At 42.7% G+C, this 15,025-nt stretch carries 13 protein-coding genes and 1 other annotated feature; of the genes, 10 read left to right on the forward strand and 3 right to left on the reverse strand.

All coding sequences use genetic code 11. From position 1 onward, the window contains the following. Nucleotides 1–3: 3 nt before the first annotated feature. Entirely contained in the window at nucleotides 4–441 is a 438-nt protein-coding gene (locus AZE41_RS08020) for a universal stress protein (protein ID WP_067207804.1), read from the reverse strand. Between the two features lie 224 nt (nucleotides 442–665). Here AZE41_RS08020 and AZE41_RS08025 point away from each other — a divergent pair, with 224 nt between their 5' ends. After that, nucleotides 666–863, forward strand: a complete 198-nt coding sequence (locus tag AZE41_RS08025; RefSeq protein WP_067207807.1) for a hypothetical protein — start codon at nucleotides 666–668, stop codon at nucleotides 861–863. A 129-nt stretch (nucleotides 864–992) separates the two neighbouring features. Here the strand turns inward: AZE41_RS08025 and sspI are convergent, their stop codons facing one another. Further along, the gene (gene sspI, locus AZE41_RS08030) at nucleotides 993–1,205 is read right to left on the reverse strand and encodes a small acid-soluble spore protein SspI (protein ID WP_067207810.1); all 213 of its coding nucleotides are present in this window, start codon (nucleotides 1,203–1,205) and stop codon (nucleotides 993–995) included. A gap of 91 nt (nucleotides 1,206–1,296) precedes the next feature. Here sspI and AZE41_RS08035 point away from each other — a divergent pair, with 91 nt between their 5' ends. The 3 genes from AZE41_RS08035 to pheT all read left to right on the forward strand — a co-directional run bounded on the left by AZE41_RS08035 (nucleotide 1,297) and on the right by pheT (nucleotide 5,896). Next, nucleotides 1,297–2,061: a TrmH family RNA methyltransferase gene (locus AZE41_RS08035; protein ID WP_067207813.1), complete on the forward strand. Its 765-nt coding sequence runs from the start codon at nucleotides 1,297–1,299 to the stop codon at nucleotides 2,059–2,061. A gap of 61 nt (nucleotides 2,062–2,122) precedes the next feature. Continuing rightward, nucleotides 2,123–2,353 (forward strand) — a binding site (T-box leader). An 80-nt stretch (nucleotides 2,354–2,433) separates the two neighbouring features. Further along, on the forward strand, nucleotides 2,434–3,471 hold the full coding sequence (gene pheS / locus AZE41_RS08040) for a phenylalanine--tRNA ligase subunit alpha (protein WP_067207815.1): 1,038 nt from the start codon (nucleotides 2,434–2,436) through the stop codon (nucleotides 3,469–3,471). A 13-nt stretch (nucleotides 3,472–3,484) separates the two neighbouring features. Beyond that, nucleotides 3,485–5,896, forward strand: coding sequence for a phenylalanine--tRNA ligase subunit beta (gene pheT / locus AZE41_RS08045; RefSeq protein ID WP_067207818.1), 2,412 nt, complete (start codon nucleotides 3,485–3,487; stop codon nucleotides 5,894–5,896). A 271-nt stretch (nucleotides 5,897–6,167) separates the two neighbouring features. Here the strand turns inward: pheT and rnhC are convergent, their stop codons facing one another. Beyond that, on the reverse strand, nucleotides 6,168–7,103 hold the full coding sequence (rnhC, locus tag AZE41_RS08050; RefSeq protein WP_067207821.1) for a ribonuclease HIII: 936 nt from the start codon (nucleotides 7,101–7,103) through the stop codon (nucleotides 6,168–6,170). Nucleotides 7,104–7,176: 73 nt separating this feature from the next. On the opposite strand from rnhC, the gene zapA reads away from it, so the two are divergent. The 6 genes from zapA (at nucleotide 7,177) to AZE41_RS08080 (ending at nucleotide 15,010) form a co-directional block, all read left to right on the forward strand. Beyond that, nucleotides 7,177–7,455, forward strand: coding sequence for a cell division protein ZapA (gene zapA / locus AZE41_RS08055; RefSeq protein WP_370569982.1), 279 nt, complete (start codon nucleotides 7,177–7,179; stop codon nucleotides 7,453–7,455). Between the two features lie 9 nt (nucleotides 7,456–7,464). Next, entirely contained in the window at nucleotides 7,465–8,004 is a 540-nt protein-coding gene (locus tag AZE41_RS08060; protein ID WP_067207826.1) for a CvpA family protein, read from the forward strand. A 102-nt stretch (nucleotides 8,005–8,106) separates the two neighbouring features. Then, on the forward strand, nucleotides 8,107–9,813 hold the full coding sequence (gene polX / locus AZE41_RS08065; protein WP_067207829.1) for a DNA polymerase/3'-5' exonuclease PolX: 1,707 nt from the start codon (nucleotides 8,107–8,109) through the stop codon (nucleotides 9,811–9,813). A 64-nt stretch (nucleotides 9,814–9,877) separates the two neighbouring features. Then, a complete protein-coding gene (locus tag AZE41_RS08070; RefSeq protein ID WP_067213901.1) occupies nucleotides 9,878–12,187 on the forward strand; it encodes an endonuclease MutS2 in 2,310 nt (769 codons plus the stop codon). Between the two features lie 483 nt (nucleotides 12,188–12,670). Beyond that, a complete protein-coding gene (locus AZE41_RS08075) occupies nucleotides 12,671–13,084 on the forward strand; it encodes a DUF350 domain-containing protein (RefSeq protein WP_067207831.1) in 414 nt (137 codons plus the stop codon). Between the two features lie 228 nt (nucleotides 13,085–13,312). Next, nucleotides 13,313–15,010, forward strand: coding sequence for an AMP-binding protein (locus AZE41_RS08080; RefSeq protein WP_067207833.1), 1,698 nt, complete (start codon nucleotides 13,313–13,315; stop codon nucleotides 15,008–15,010). Nucleotides 15,011–15,025: the final 15 nt, after the last annotated feature.

The following is a 15,025-nucleotide window of genomic DNA, read 5'->3' on the forward strand; positions in this document are numbered from 1 at the left end:
TATTCATTCAGCAGGCGTACGGACGACTAAAACATCGCATTTAGCTGAACGTACGATTGCTTCAGATACAGAACCAATTAAGTAGCGCTCTACTGGCGTATGCCCCGTAGCGCCGCAAATAATTAAGTCTGCCTTCACCAATTTAGCAATCTCTTTTGTAATCACCGTTTTAGGTGAACCATATTCAATAATGATAGTTACATTTTCAACGCGAGCAGCTGCGCGTGCTTTATAGCGTTCTAAAATTTGTTGAGATTGTTCTTTGACTTGCCCAGCAATTTCTTTATCAAGAGGTCCCAAGTAGCGCGTATCAATAATGTTAACGAGGTTTAATTGTGATCCTTTATTTCGATATGCAATCTCAAGTGATTTACGAAATGCATAATCGGCCTCTTTTGAACCGTCTACAGCTACTACAATACTTTTATAACCAGTTGCCATTAGTCATAATCTCCTTTTTAAATTATGTAATAAATCAGTTGTAGTTATTTTGAATTCACATTTTTTGATTTTTTCATGAACAAATACAATATAACATTAATCACTGCAAATACTAAAACGACTATAAAGTTTTTCAGATTATCCAATATACTTTTCTTCGAGTTTTTCTTTCTATTTTCACTTCTTTTTAAAAAGTGGATAGATGGGGTTGTGGAAAAAGGAAGATGGAAAAGGGGATTCGAAGTGGACCGAATGGGACAAATGAATTTGAAGTAAATAAAGCATACATGGATTGGTACGCATACCGCGGCGCTCATCGGGTTATTGTTTGGAGCAAGCAAAGTGAACACAACCATATGGATGACCATCCGTATTGCATTATGGATACTTGTGTTTGGCTTTGTAACGGCGATGGGCTTTGATTTCTTTTTGGAAAATAGCTAGTTCTTAAAATACAAAAGCCGCTCAATTAATGAGCGGCTTTACGTTTATCCAAACGCCGTGATAGAAGATTGCGCCGGTGATAGTGCTCCGTGCAATCTTTGAATAATTTAACTTGCCGCAAATACTTGTGCTAGCTCTCCGGCCATCTTTGTTTTTTCTTGTTCTCCTGCATGATTCCACAGCTTTTCGAAAAACACCCCTAGTCCAGGTAACAGGTGCTCTTCACCTCGTTTAATGGCATCTTCCACAACGTTACGGATATCATCCGCTGTATTATTCGTCATGTTTGCTGAAATGGCATCTCTTATTTGAAAATCCATTTTATCAACCTCCCACTTTCATTTTGGACACAAAAATCGCCAACTATACCGTCATTTGATACACTGAAAAGAAAAAGGCGGTAACGTACATATGAAACGAATTGAATCATCACAAAACGCACTCGTGAAACATTGGAAAAAGCTTGTCACAACACGAAAAGAACGCGATCTGTCGAAAGAATTCCTTGTCGAAGGTTTTCATCTCGTTGAAGAAGCATTAAAAAGTAATGGGGCAATTCTCGCGTTAATCACCCGTGACGGAGTTGAAATACCTCAAGGATGGTCTATCGAAGGTGTAAAGCTTGTTGAGATAACAGAGGCAATTGCGAAAGAAATTTCGGAAACGGAGCAGTCGCAGGGTATTTATGCACATTGCCGTCAGCCGGAGCATGCCGAAGAGGATTATTCAGCATGGAAAAAACTTTTATTAATTGACGCAGTCCAGGATCCTGGTAATGTCGGAACGATGATTCGGACGGCAGATGCTGCTGGAATGGATGCAGTTATTCTTGGAATGGGGACCGCTGATTCGTATAACCCGAAAACAGTACGTTCTGCGCAAGGGTCACATTTCAATATCCCGATCGTCAAAGGTGATCTTATTGAATGGACGGCTAAGGCGAAAGAAGCGGGCATCCAAGTTTTAGGGACAGGATTGAAAAATGCTGTAAATCATTCTGATATCTGGCCACAAGACGAATTTGCATTGATTGTTGGAAATGAAGGCAGTGGCGTCAATCCGGATTTGCTTGAGATGGCGGATAATACGGTCAAGATTCCAATGTACGGCAAAGCAGAATCGTTAAACGTCGCAGTGGCAACGGGCATCCTGCTATATACGTATTCTAAAGTGTGAAAACTAGCATGTTGTTGATGATCAAATCATAATCGGGTATACTATTGGTTATGAACAGAAATGAAAAGCAATGATCGGGAAAAGTAAACAATGCATGAGCCGAAAGGGAGTCCGCGCCTTGACTGAAAGCGCAGATGGGTAAATGATTGTCGAAGTTCACCCCGTGAGCTGCCGCCAGGACCAGCGTAAGCTGTAAAGGTGTGCCGGTGCCGGACCGTTATTCCGATTTGAGTGATCATATCTTCGGGTATGATAATCAGGGTGGTACCGCGAAATCGTCCTCGTCCCTTTTTTAAGGGGCGGGGTTTTTATTTCGTCTAATTTCGGGCGCCAGACGCCCTACACTTTTTTTATTTTGAAAGGAGAATTGACATGGAAGCACAATTAGAACTGTTGAAAGTAGAGGCGCTTGCAAAAATTGAAGCAGCTTCAGATGTAAAATCATTGAATGAAGTTCGTGTAGCCTACTTAGGGAAAAAAGGGCCAATTACTGATTTGTTGAAAGGCATGGGAAAACTTCCTGCTGAAGAACGTCCGAAAATGGGGGCGCTTGTCAATGTTATTCGTGAGGCAGTGACAGAAGTGCTCGAAGACCGTATGGCGAAACTTGAAGAATTAGCCATCAACGAACAGCTTGAAAAAGAATCGATTGATGTAACATTGCCTGGACGTCCTGCACGTACTGGAAATCACCATCCGTTAACACGTGTTGTTGAGGAAATCGAAGACTTCTTCATTAGCATGGGCTATGAAATTGCTGAGGGTCCTGAAGTTGAGAAAGATTATTACAACTTTGAAGCGCTGAACTTGCCAAAAGGCCATCCAGCACGTGATATGCAAGATTCGTTCTACATATCCGAAGATATTCTTCTTCGTACACATACGTCACCAGTTCAAGCACGGACGATGGAAGCGAAAGGCGGCGCGCCGATTAAGATTATATGCCCAGGTAAAGTGTACCGTCGTGATAGTGACGATGCGACGCATTCTCATCAATTCACGCAAATTGAAGGGCTTGTTATTGGTGAAGATATCCGCATGAGCGACTTGAAAGGGACACTTTCTTTATTCGCTAAAAAAATGTTTGGCGATGAGCGTGAAATCCGTCTGCGTCCGAGTTTCTTCCCATTCACGGAACCGTCTGTTGAAATGGACATTTCATGTTTCAAATGTGGCGGAGACGGCTGTAACGTTTGTAAGAAAACAGGCTGGATCGAAATTTTAGGTGCCGGTATGGTACACCCGAATGTACTGGAAATGGCTGGTTATGACCCCGCTGTTGTATCAGGTTTCGCTTTCGGTATGGGCCCTGAACGTATTGCAATGTTGAAATATGGTGTGGAAGATATCCGTCATTTCTATACAAATGACGTGCGGTTTGTATCGCAATTCCACCGGACGGAAGCTTGAGGAGGAGACGAATATGTTAGTATCTACAAAATGGTTAAGTGAATATGTAAATATAGAGGGAATTTCTACGGCAGACCTTGCGGAGAAAATTACACGTTCGGGCATTGAAGTTGATTCCATCATCGACCGTTCGCATGGTATGACGAACATAGTTGTGGGTTATGTGTTGGAATGTGTGAAACATCCTGAAGCGGATAAGTTGAATATTTGTCAAGTGGATGTTGGGGAAGAAACTACACAAATTATTTGTGGTGCTCCCAACGTTGCAGAAGGGCAAAAAGTCATTGTTGCACGTCCAGGTGCAGTACTACCAGGCGGCATGAAGATTAAAAAAGCAAAACTGCGTGGTGAGGAATCGAACGGAATGATCTGTTCACTTCAAGAGCTTGCAATTGAAGGCAAGCTTGTACCAAAAGCATATGCAGAAGGAATCTATGTGCTTCCTGAATCAGCTGTACCAGGTGAATCCGCACTCCCGCTGCTTGGTCTTGATGATCAAGTGCTTGAATTCGATTTAACGCCAAACCGTTCAGACGCACTCAGCATGATAGGCGTTGCGTATGAAGTTGGAGCGATTTTATCACAAGGTATACAACTCCCTGAAATTAACTACACGGCTTCAAATGAAAAAGCCGAAGATATGCTGAAACTGCGTATCGATGCAAAAGAAGAAAATCCGATGTACGTAGCGAAAGTCGTTAAAAACGTTAAAGTAGAAGCATCGCCGTTATGGCTTCAAAACCGTTTAATGGCTGCTGGAGTACGTCCACATAATAACGTTGTCGATATTACAAACTTTGTGTTGATGGAATACGGTCAGCCGCTTCATGCATTTGACTATGACCGTCTTGGAACAGGTGAAATCGCTGTCCGTCTTGCGGAACAAGGTGAAAAAATCACGACATTGGATGATACTGAACGGACACTGGAAGCGCATCAACTTGTTATTACGAATGGTAAAGAACCTGTAGCGATTGCTGGCGTAATGGGCGGATTAAATACGGAAGTACATGATGGAACGACGACGGTTGTCATCGAATCTGCTTACTTCTCATCAGGATCTGTCCGCCGTACATCGAGAGAGCTTGGACTTCGTAGTGATGCGAGTACACGTTTTGAAAAAGGAGTCGATCCTAATCGAGTCGAAGCAGCAGCAGAACGTGCCGCACAGCTTATGGCTGAAATTGCGGGGGGCGTTGTGCTTGCTGGATCTGTCATTGTTGATGAACTCGATAAAACGCCTGTACGCATTACTGTTTCACCGGATTATATTAACAATCGCCTTGGTATGAAGATCCCTCTAGAAGAAATGCTAGCTATTTTAGACGGATTACAAATCCCTACAGAAGCGGTGAACGGAAAATTGATCATTGACGCACCGACACGCAGGCAGGATCTTCGAATCCAAGAAGATATTATCGAAGAGATTGCACGGATGTACGGCTATGACTTGATTCCAATGACACTTCCAATAACGGAATCGACGCCGGGTGGGTTGTCGCCGTATCAAGCGAAACGTCGTACAGTTAGAGCGTTCCTTGAAGGCGCAGGACTCTTCCAGGCACTGACGTATTCATTAACATCTAAGGAACAGGCACAAAGCTACGCGCTTGAAACAGCACCTGTTACAGAACTTCTGATGCCGATGAGTGAAGACCGCAGTATCCTTCGGCAAAGTCTTATCCCGCATCTCCTTGAGGCTGCAACATACAACGTTGCACGCCGTATGGATTCGGTAGCACTTTATGAAACTGGATCGGTATTCCTTGGTGAAGAGGAAGATGGACTGCCACAAGAAGTTGAACATGTTGCAGCTGTTATTACTGGGAAATGGGTTGACCATGCATGGCAAGCTGAAACAAAATCGGTCGACTTCTTCGTTCTAAAAGGAATTGTCGAAGGCATGATGGGTAGCCTAGGTCTTTCTGAGGGTCTGTCATTCGAACAAACTGTTCTTGACGGGATGCATCCTGGACGTACAGCAAACATTTTCTATAATGCCGAACGGATTGGTTTGATTGGACAAATTCACCCGACAGAACAGAAAAAACGTGATTTGAAAAACACATATGTAATGGAAATGAACCTTGCTAAAATTTTGGCAGTTGAAACGGAAGAACTTTTATATACCCAGGTTCCACGTTTCCCATCGAGTTCAAGGGACATCGCGCTTGTCGTTTCGAGCGATACATCAGCAGGTATGCTTGAAAACGTTATTCGAAGCGCTGGTGGTAAATTGTTGAAAGACATCAGATTGTTTGATTTGTACGAAGGCGACAATGTTGAGGATGGCAAGAAATCACTTGCGTTCTCACTGACATATTCAGATTCTGAGCGCACATTGACAGACGAAGAAGTTGTCAAAGCGCATGACAAAGTATTGAACGCATTAACAACAGAAGCAGGAGCTTTGCTTCGCGGATAACTAAAATCAAGAGGCACACAGAATTCTATTCTGTGTGCCTCTTTTTGGGGAAATGCAATTAGAAAAGAAAAGTTGCAACTACGTTTGAAAAATTGAAATTAGAATCTTAGAGTTGCCATTAAAAACGTAAAGTTGCAATTACAGTAATTACCTTGGCATTTGTTGCTTAGATTTTCGCGAAAACGAAGAGTTGTGATTAGAATATCGAAGTTGAGATTAGAATTCAAAAGTTGGTATTAGAATTCGAAAGTTGTGATTACACGTCAAAAACTCACCGTCTTTTCCTAGCCGCAAGATTCTTAGCTTTCCCTGCATTCGCAAAATGCCACTTCGTCAGTGATTTCAACGTATCTTTACCGCTTTTCAATAAAATCTTGGCGGCCACCTCATCCACTCTCGGTCCCGCGCCTTTCGGCAGTGTCATTCCTGCAATACCACTCAACCGGTCCATCTCTTCTAAAAACGCAACACGTGCAATAATTGACGCAGCTGCAACCGACATATGAAGACCTTCCGCTTTTGTCGAAAACAGCACATTCTCTCGCACAATTTCAGCCTCCGCTTTGATGTGATTATAATAAATTCCGCGCTCCGCAAATTGGTCAATCAAAATATAATCGGGTTTCTCTCCGTCCATTTTCCGGAGTACATGCTTAAGTGCCTGATTATGAAGGAGGGCTTTAATCTTTCCCTGAGACCAGCCGCTCGCTTGTACATCATTGTATTTCTCGTTTTCAAGCGTCAGCACACTATAAATGAGCGCCTCCTGTAAATCAGGTGCGATTTTTCGCATGAGGTCATCTGTTAGCATTTTTGAATCTTTTACACCAAGTTCGCGAACAAGCTCTATTTGATCGGCACGGACGAAACAAGCTGCAACAGTAACAGGCCCGAAGAAATCACCCGTTCCTGTTTCATCTGACCCGAGAACGGATAACTGTGCTAAGCGGTCTGGCAGCACATCACCTTTTGTTTTCAATGCGGCCGACCCCGCTTTAACTTCTGCTGTGCCCCAACGCGCGGCTTCTCGTTCAGATCCTGCGCCCTGGAATAGTACTTTTCCGGACTTGTAGGCTGTGATTGAGGTATCAGGTAGTTTCGCTGCAAAGACGACGCCAGGAGCATTGCGTACGACTTTTGAAGACGTGTAATGATTTATCACTTTTTTCATATCTTGACTGTTTACAATAATAACTTGATTACTCAATTTATAACTTCCTCTCGTCGACTTAATTCACAACTAAAACCATTTCGTGGTATGATTAATAACAGAGTTTTTTATGTGGGAGGTCGTATCATTGGCAGACGAACAGAAGACACGCATAGCAGTTGACATATACGGACAGACCTATAAAATGGTCGGTACCGAAACAAGCACTCATATGCGGCTGGTCGCCTCGATGGTCGATGAAAGGATGAGGGAAATCAGTGCCCATAACCCTTATCTCGACAGTACAAAAATCGCTGTGCTAACCGCCGTTAATAGTGTACATGATAATCTTAAATTAAAAATGCAAATTGAACAATTAGAAGTAGAATTGAATAAGCTGAAGGGTTGACGGTATTACATGCTTGATTTATTAATTATTATCCTCCTATTTGGGGGACTCGTAACTGGATTCAGACGGGGACTCATTGTCCAAATTATACATATGACAGGTTTCATCATCGCACTTGTCGTCGCTTATACGTACTATAAACAACTTGCGGAAGCATTTGTTCTTTGGGTTCCTTATCCAGGTGTGACTGCCGGTTCAAAATTATCCATGACAGTTGAACAACTTGATCTAGATGGAACGTTCTATCAATTACTGGCATTTGTTTTGATATTTCTTGTTGTCAAATTTGGATTGCAGCTCATTGCATCTATGTTTGATTTCCTGAAGTATTTGCCCGTCCTCGGTTTCGTTGCACGTATTGCGGGAGCTTTGTTCGGATTTATCGAATTCTATATACTTATGTTCCTTGTTCTCTATCTGCTGGCTATGCTACCGATAGAGTTTATCCAAGAAAGGATAAGCAATTCATTGCTTGCTAAGTCGATGTTTGAACATACGCCGGTGCTATCTGAAACTGTGAAAAAATGGTGGTACATTTATACAAACTGACGGCTTCCCCCTTTTTGGAGGGAAGCTTTTTTCTAGAATTGTCTATCCGCAGCGGCCGAATGCAAAAGGACGCTTCCGTATATCAGAACAGGAGGGCTTATAGTGAATAAAAAAACAATCATTCGCACGTTTGAAAAAATCGCTTTATATATGGAGTTGCTTGGGGAAAACCATTTCAAAGTAGCAGCATTTAGAAAAGCGGCCAACGTGCTTGAACTAGATCCACGCAGTTTATCCGAAATGGATGATATTTTAAAGTTGAAAGGGATTGGCAAAGGCACGGGTGCTGTCATTACCGATTTGCTAGAAAAAGAAGAGTCTGATCTGCTGAAAGAACTGGAAGAAGCTGTGCCAAAAGGGCTTATTCCATTGTTGAAAATACCAGGCCTAGGTGGCAAGAAAATCGCCAAACTACGGGAAGCGATTGGCATCGATTCGGTTGAATCGCTCCATGCGGCATGCATGGCAGGGGAAGTAAGTAAAGTAGCTGGTTTCGGCAAGAAGACAGAAGAGAATATGTTGAGCGAAATTGAAATCTTAGGAACTCGTCAAGGGAAATTTCCGCATTGGCAAATGGAGAAGGTTGTTACATTTGTTGAGCAGGAACTTCGTTTGATACCAGAGATTAAACATTTTTCTGTCGCTGGAAGTTACCGTCGAACGGAAGAGGAAAGTAGTGACGTCGATTTCATCATTGTGACGGACGAGCCCGCAACTGTACGGGAAAAGCTACTTGCCACATTACCTCTGGTTGCGACGATTGCGGCAGGGGATGCGAAACTGTCTGTAACACTCGACTTGGAAGAGGCGATTGACGCCGATTTCCGCTTCGTGAAAGCAGAACAATTCGCAAGTGCTATTCATCATTTCACTGGCTCGAAAGACCATAACGTCAAAATGCGCCAACTTGCGAAATCTAGAGGAATGAAAATAAGTGAATACGGAGTGGAGAATGAAGATGGTTCCATCGAGACATTCGATTCAGAAGAACAATTTTTCGCTCACTTCGGTTTGCCGTTCATCCCGCCTGCAGTGCGCAGAAATGGCAGTGAAATCGATCGTGTCGATGAACTAGCCGGCTTGGTAGCGATCGAGGACATCCGTTCGGACCTTCATATGCATACAACATGGTCGGACGGAGCGTACTCAATCCGTGAAATGGTTGAGGCCTGCCGTGCTAAGGGCTATTCTTATATGGTTATCACAGACCATACGCAGTATCTCAAAGTTGCGAACGGACTAACACCTGAACGAATACGTGAACAAATCGTGGAGATCCGTTCGTTGAATAAAGAATATGATGATATCGAAATTTTTTGCGGAACGGAAATGGACATCCTTCCTGACGCTACACTGGATTTTGATGATGAACTGCTAAGTGAGTTAGATTTTGTCATTGCTTCTATTCACTCTAATTTCAGTCAATCACAGGAATTGATTATGGAACGGCTCCATACGGCTATGAAAAATCCGCACGTCGATATGATTGCACACCCGACCGGTCGAATCGTTGGTCAACGGGAAGGTTATAATCCTGATGTACCCCAACTTATTCAGTGGGCGAAGGAGTATGGTAAAATACTTGAGTTGAATGCGAACCCATATCGGCTCGACCTTGCGACTGATCATCTGATTATGGCGCAGGAAGCTGGAGTTACTATTGCCATTAATACAGATGCACATGCAATTGAACAACTAAATTATATGACTACTGGCGTAAACTACGGTAAAAAAGCATGGTTGAAAAAAGAGACGGTCGTTAATACGTGGCCGCTCGATAAATTTATCCGCGAAATTGTGCGGAAGTGAGAGGAAGTGTAAGACATTGGAAAACCGTGTCTTAAAAACACTTGAGTTCGATAAAATCCGGGATATGGCAGCAACTCATTGCACATCATTCGCCGGTCGATCTTATATGGAGAAATTAGTACCCGTTAGTGATTTTGATGAAGTTGTAAAACTGCTAGAGGAAACAGACGAAGGGTTATCGATACTTCGCGTTCGTGGCAATGTGCCAATGGGCGGAATTAGCGATATTAGACCCCATGCCAAACGTGCACAAATGGGCGGCATGCTGAGTGCTTATGAATTGATGGAAACAGCCAACACAATCCGTGCAAGCCGGAACCTGCGTCAATTCATTGAAGCGATAGTGGCAGATGAAGATATTGAAATTCCGCATTTCATTGCGAAAAAAGATGCCATTCCGATTTTGACAGGCTTGGAACACGAAATCAATGCATGCATTGATGACAATGCGCATGTTGTCGACAGCGCTTCAGGATCGCTACGTACAATTCGGCAAGGTTTGCGAATGCAGGAAGGCCGCGTACGTGAAAAGCTGGAAAGTTATACACGTGGGAAAAATGCTGCAACGATGTTATCCGACGCCATTGTCACTATCCGGAATGACCGTTATGTGATTCCAGTAAAGTCGGAGTATCGTTCGCATTACCGTGGTGTTATTCACGATATGTCGTCGTCTGGTCAAACGCTTTTCATCGAGCCTGATGCAGTCGTACAGGCAAATAATGAAATTAGAAGATTAAAACTGCAGGAACAGGAAGAAATCGAGAAAATCCTTATTGATCTGTCCGCGAAAGTGCAGGAAGTCGCACATGATTTATTCACCCTTGTTGCGATACTGTCTGAAATCGACGTTATCCTTGCGAAAGCAAAATTTGGCAAAGCGCATAAATGCACGAAGCCCGAAGTGAACAATAAAGGCTATATTCGTCTAACGAAAGCGCGACATCCCTTGTTGTCGATGGAAGAAGCAGTTGCGAATACAATTGAATTCGGTAAAGATATCACAACCATCGTTATTACCGGACCTAATACGGGCGGGAAAACGGTCACATTAAAAACGGTAGGATTATGTACGCTAATGGCACAGGCAGGACTTCCTATACCGGCACTCGACGGCTCTGAAGTTGCAGTGTTCGATTCGATCTATGCTGATATTGGAGACGAGCAATCGATTGAGCAAAGCCTTAGTACATTCTCCTCACATATGGTGAACATCGTCGATATTTTAGAGAAATACGATGACCGTTCCCTTATTATATTCGATGAGCTCGGTTCGGGTACGGATCCGCAGGAAGGGGCGGCACTTGCCATCTCGATTCTGGATGAAGTGCATGGACGTGGTGCAAGAGTAATGGCAACAACTCATTATCCAGAGTTGAAAGCATATGGCTATAACCGTCCAGGCGTTGCCAATGCAAGTGTTGAATTTGATGTTGACACGCTTAGTCCTACGTACCGTTTGTTAATAGGCGTTCCAGGACGCAGTAATGCGTTTGAAATTTCAAAGCGACTAGGATTGCAGGACAGGGTTATTGATCGGGCGAAAAAATTCACGGGTACAGATCGCGGTGAAGTCGATTCAATGATCCTTTCGCTTGAGACAAGCCGTGTGCAATCAGAAAAAGATGCAGAAGAGACGCATGACATCTTACTAGAAACGGATCGTTTGAAACGTGAATTGGAAGAAAAACTAGCGGAGTTCGATAACAAGAAAGAACGAATGGAAGAAAAAGCAAAAGAGAAAGCCAAAAAAATCATCGAAGATGCGAAGCGTGAATCGGAAGCAATCATTTCAGATTTACGTGCAATGCGCCTGAATGTGGGGGCAAACGTAAAAGAACACGAATTGATTGAAGCTCGAAAACGTCTTGAAGGCGCTGCTCCTGCTGAAGCGAAGAAGAAGGCAGTGAAAGCGAAGGCAGCGCCAAGGGCCCTTCAAACAGGTGACGAAGTGAAAGTGCTCAGTTATGGTCAAAAAGGGACGCTCATTGATAAAGTTTCAGATCATGAATGGATTGTCCAAATTGGTATTTTGAAGATGAAGCTTGATCAATCAGGACTGGAATTTGTTAAACCTGAAAAAGAGAAAAAACAGTATGTATCAACTTCAGTAGCGGGACGAGATACACATGTTAAAATGGAACTCGACCTGCGGGGAGAACGCTATGAAGATGCAATTTTCCGCACAGAGAAGTATTTGGACGATGCGCTCCTATCAAATTATCACCAAGTGTCGATTATTCATGGCAAAGGGACAGGGGCGTTAAGGCAAGGTATCCAGCAATTCTTGAAAAATCACAGCCGCGTGAAAACGTACCGATTTGGCGAAGCCAGTGAAGGCGGACACGGCGTTACTGTTGTTGAATTGAAATAATTCCACTGTTTAAGTTAACCAATGTATACCTGTATAAACCAAGCAAAGGCGCCTTACAAGGGGGAGTCACTGAAAAAGTTCTTTTTTATAGTAAGAACTAGTTGATTGTAGTGAAGAGCGGCTTTTGCTAGCGTTGGGAGCACGGGGCAAGAATGCCTTAATTTCTGCAAAGAACACAGAAATACGGCAAATCGAACCCTTCGTAGTTCGATTGACTGAAGCCGTGCCCGCGGAAAGCGTCCGCTCGGAACGGAAATCAACGGGATTGAAGGAAATCGTACTTTTTCAGTGCTCTCGCTAAGGGCGGAAGGCATCCCCGAGCGCCGCAGCGACTTGAAAGGAATCTCTATATCCACCTACGCAGTGGATAAGATTCTCTCAAAGTTTCATGCGCTAATGAAAAAGTATATTCCCGTTTTTGAAACCTTTTACGTGCTTATCCGTATAGGAAGGAATGACCGAACGTAAAAGGAGTCTAAAACTATGAATAAAACCGAATTTTGGAATCATCCATTAGTAGAATCAGCAGGCTATTTCAGTGTAGTAGTCCTATGCCTTATCGTTTCAATGGTGCTTTTTGAGCTCGTCACGAAATATAAGAATTGGGAAGAAATTAGAAAAGGAAACGTTGCAGTGGCACTTGCGACAGGTGGTAAAATATTTGGGGTAGCAAACATATTTCGATACTCAATCGAACAGCATAATTCATTACCTCAAATGATTGGCTGGGGCTTGTTTGGATTTACCCTGCTTATTTTCGCCTATTTGTTGTTTGAATTCCTGACACCTAAATTCAATATTGATAAGGAAATCGAAGCAGATAATCGTGCAGTCGGTTTCATATCCTTGACGATATCAGTTGGACTATCATTCGTTATAGGAGCAAGTATTTCATAAGGGTTGTGAAGTTATGGAGAAATTAGCCAAAATATTACTCGTTGTCTGCGTATTATTTATCGCAGTAGGTATTTATTGGATGACGGCAAATACACCTTGACCAGTTTATTCTGGTCAAGGCTTTTTTTATTGACATAAAATATTCTATTTGAAACCTGACTCAATTACTACTATAATTAGATTAGGAATATTCAAAGAATTGAAGAAGAGGAAAAAGGAGGCTTTTATTTGACAATGAAACCTTGGCTGGACTTATATCCCGCTGAAATCTCAAAGACGCTTGACTATGAACATATTCCTATTCAGGAATTCTTGACAAGATCCAGCGAGAAATATCCTAACAAGACGGCTATGCATTTCCTTGGTAAAGACATCTCATTTAAAGAGTTTCATGAATCAGCTTTGAAGTTCGCGAACTATTTGACAACTATCGGAATTGTCAAAGGGGACCGGGTTGCAATCATGCTTCCAAACTGTCCACAAGGGGCAATTGCCTACTATGGGATATTGTATGTGGGTGCAATCGTCGTTCAGACGAATCCTCTTTATACGGAGCGTGAAGTGGCTTATCAAATGGTTGATTCTGGAGCGAAAGCAATCATTTCACTCGACATTCTATTTCCGCGAATTTCGAAAATCGTTAAAGACACAAAACTTGAGCATGTAATAATAACGGGAATAAAAGACTACCTACCGTTTCCTAAGAATCTCATCTATCCATTCATTCAGAAAAAAGAACACGGGATTACAGTGAAAGTTGAGCACCGTGGAATGAACCATCTATTCACGGAAATTATGAAAGTCGCAAAATCAGATCCGGTTAGTTATGACTTTGATTACGATGAAGATATTGCGTTGCTGCAATATACGGGTGGCACAACGGGTCCTCCAAAAGGAGTCATGTTGACACACGCTAATCTAATTTCTAACGTTAAAATGTGTGGCGAATGGTTGTATAAGTGTAAAGAAGGCGAAGAAACGGTCATGGGTATTTTGCCATTCTTCCACGTATATGGAATGACAACCGTATTAATTCTTTCTGTCATGCAAGGGAATAGAATGGTACTTATCCCTAAATTTGATTTTGAAACGGCTTTGAAAGCAATCGATAAACAGAAGCCAACCTTATTTCCTGGCGCACCTACGATCTATATTGGACTATTAAACCATCCTAATCTTAAAAAATATGATCTGTCTTCAATTAAAGCATGTATTAGTGGTTCTGCTGCATTACCGGTCGAAGTGCAGGAAAAATTCGAGAAAATCACCGGTGGAAAACTAGTTGAAGGATATGGCCTTACGGAAACATCTCCTGTTACCCATTCAAATTTCGTCTGGGCAGACAAACGAGCTAAAGGATCAATTGGTGTTCCATGGCCAGATACAGATTCTTGCATACTTGGTCCTGAGTCATCAGAACCGCTGGCGAATGGAGAAATTGGTGAAATTGCGGTAAAAGGCCCTCAAGTGATGAAAGGCTATTGGAATAGACCGGAAGATACGGAACAAACTTTCCACGATGGCTGGTTTTTAACTGGGGATCTTGGATATATGGATGACGAGGGTTATTTCTATGTTGTTGATCGTAAAAAAGATATAATCATTGCAAGCGGTTTCAATATTTATCCACGGGAGATTGAAGAGGTTCTTTATGAACATGAAGCGATACAGGAATGTGTTATCGCGGGTATCCCAGATCCGTACAGGGGCGAAACTGTCAAAGCCTATATTGTCTTGAAACAAGGAGCTACTGTAACGGAGGAAGAGCTTGATAAGTATTGCCGAGAGAATTTAGCATCGTTTAAAGTGCCGCGACTTTATGAATTCCGTACAGAATTGCCGAAAACAGCTGTCGGGAAAATTTTACGCCGTGCTTTGATTGATGAAGAAAAAGAGAAAGCTGAAAAGGAATTGCTTCCACTGTGATGTAATGCTTGACAT

The sequence above is a fragment of the Sporosarcina psychrophila genome (genome assembly GCF_001590685.1).
In the GTDB taxonomy this organism is placed as follows: Bacteria; Bacillota; Bacilli; order Bacillales_A; family Planococcaceae; genus Sporosarcina; species Sporosarcina psychrophila.

What these genes read in the sequence shown, in the direction of transcription:
- pheS (WP_067207815.1), top strand. Translation starts at nt 2,434, where the DNA reads ATGGAAGCACAATTAGAACTGTTGAAAGTAGAGGCGCTTGCAAAAATT.
- AZE41_RS08025 (WP_067207807.1), top strand. Translation starts at nt 666, where the DNA reads ATGGAAAAGGGGATTCGAAGTGGACCGAATGGGACAAATGAATTTGAA.
- AZE41_RS08060 (WP_067207826.1), top strand. Translation starts at nt 7,465, where the DNA reads ATGCTTGATTTATTAATTATTATCCTCCTATTTGGGGGACTCGTAACT.
- zapA (WP_370569982.1), top strand. Translation starts at nt 7,177, where the DNA reads ATGTGGGAGGTCGTATCATTGGCAGACGAACAGAAGACACGCATAGCA.
- AZE41_RS08035 (WP_067207813.1), top strand. Translation starts at nt 1,297, where the DNA reads ATGAAACGAATTGAATCATCACAAAACGCACTCGTGAAACATTGGAAA.
- AZE41_RS08070 (WP_067213901.1), top strand. Translation starts at nt 9,878, where the DNA reads ATGGCAGCAACTCATTGCACATCATTCGCCGGTCGATCTTATATGGAG.
- pheT (WP_067207818.1), top strand. Translation starts at nt 3,485, where the DNA reads ATGTTAGTATCTACAAAATGGTTAAGTGAATATGTAAATATAGAGGGA.
- sspI (WP_067207810.1), bottom strand. Translation starts at nt 1,205, where the DNA reads ATGGATTTTCAAATAAGAGATGCCATTTCAGCAAACATGACGAATAAT.
- AZE41_RS08075 (WP_067207831.1), top strand. Translation starts at nt 12,671, where the DNA reads ATGAATAAAACCGAATTTTGGAATCATCCATTAGTAGAATCAGCAGGC.
- AZE41_RS08020 (WP_067207804.1), bottom strand. Translation starts at nt 441, where the DNA reads ATGGCAACTGGTTATAAAAGTATTGTAGTAGCTGTAGACGGTTCAAAA.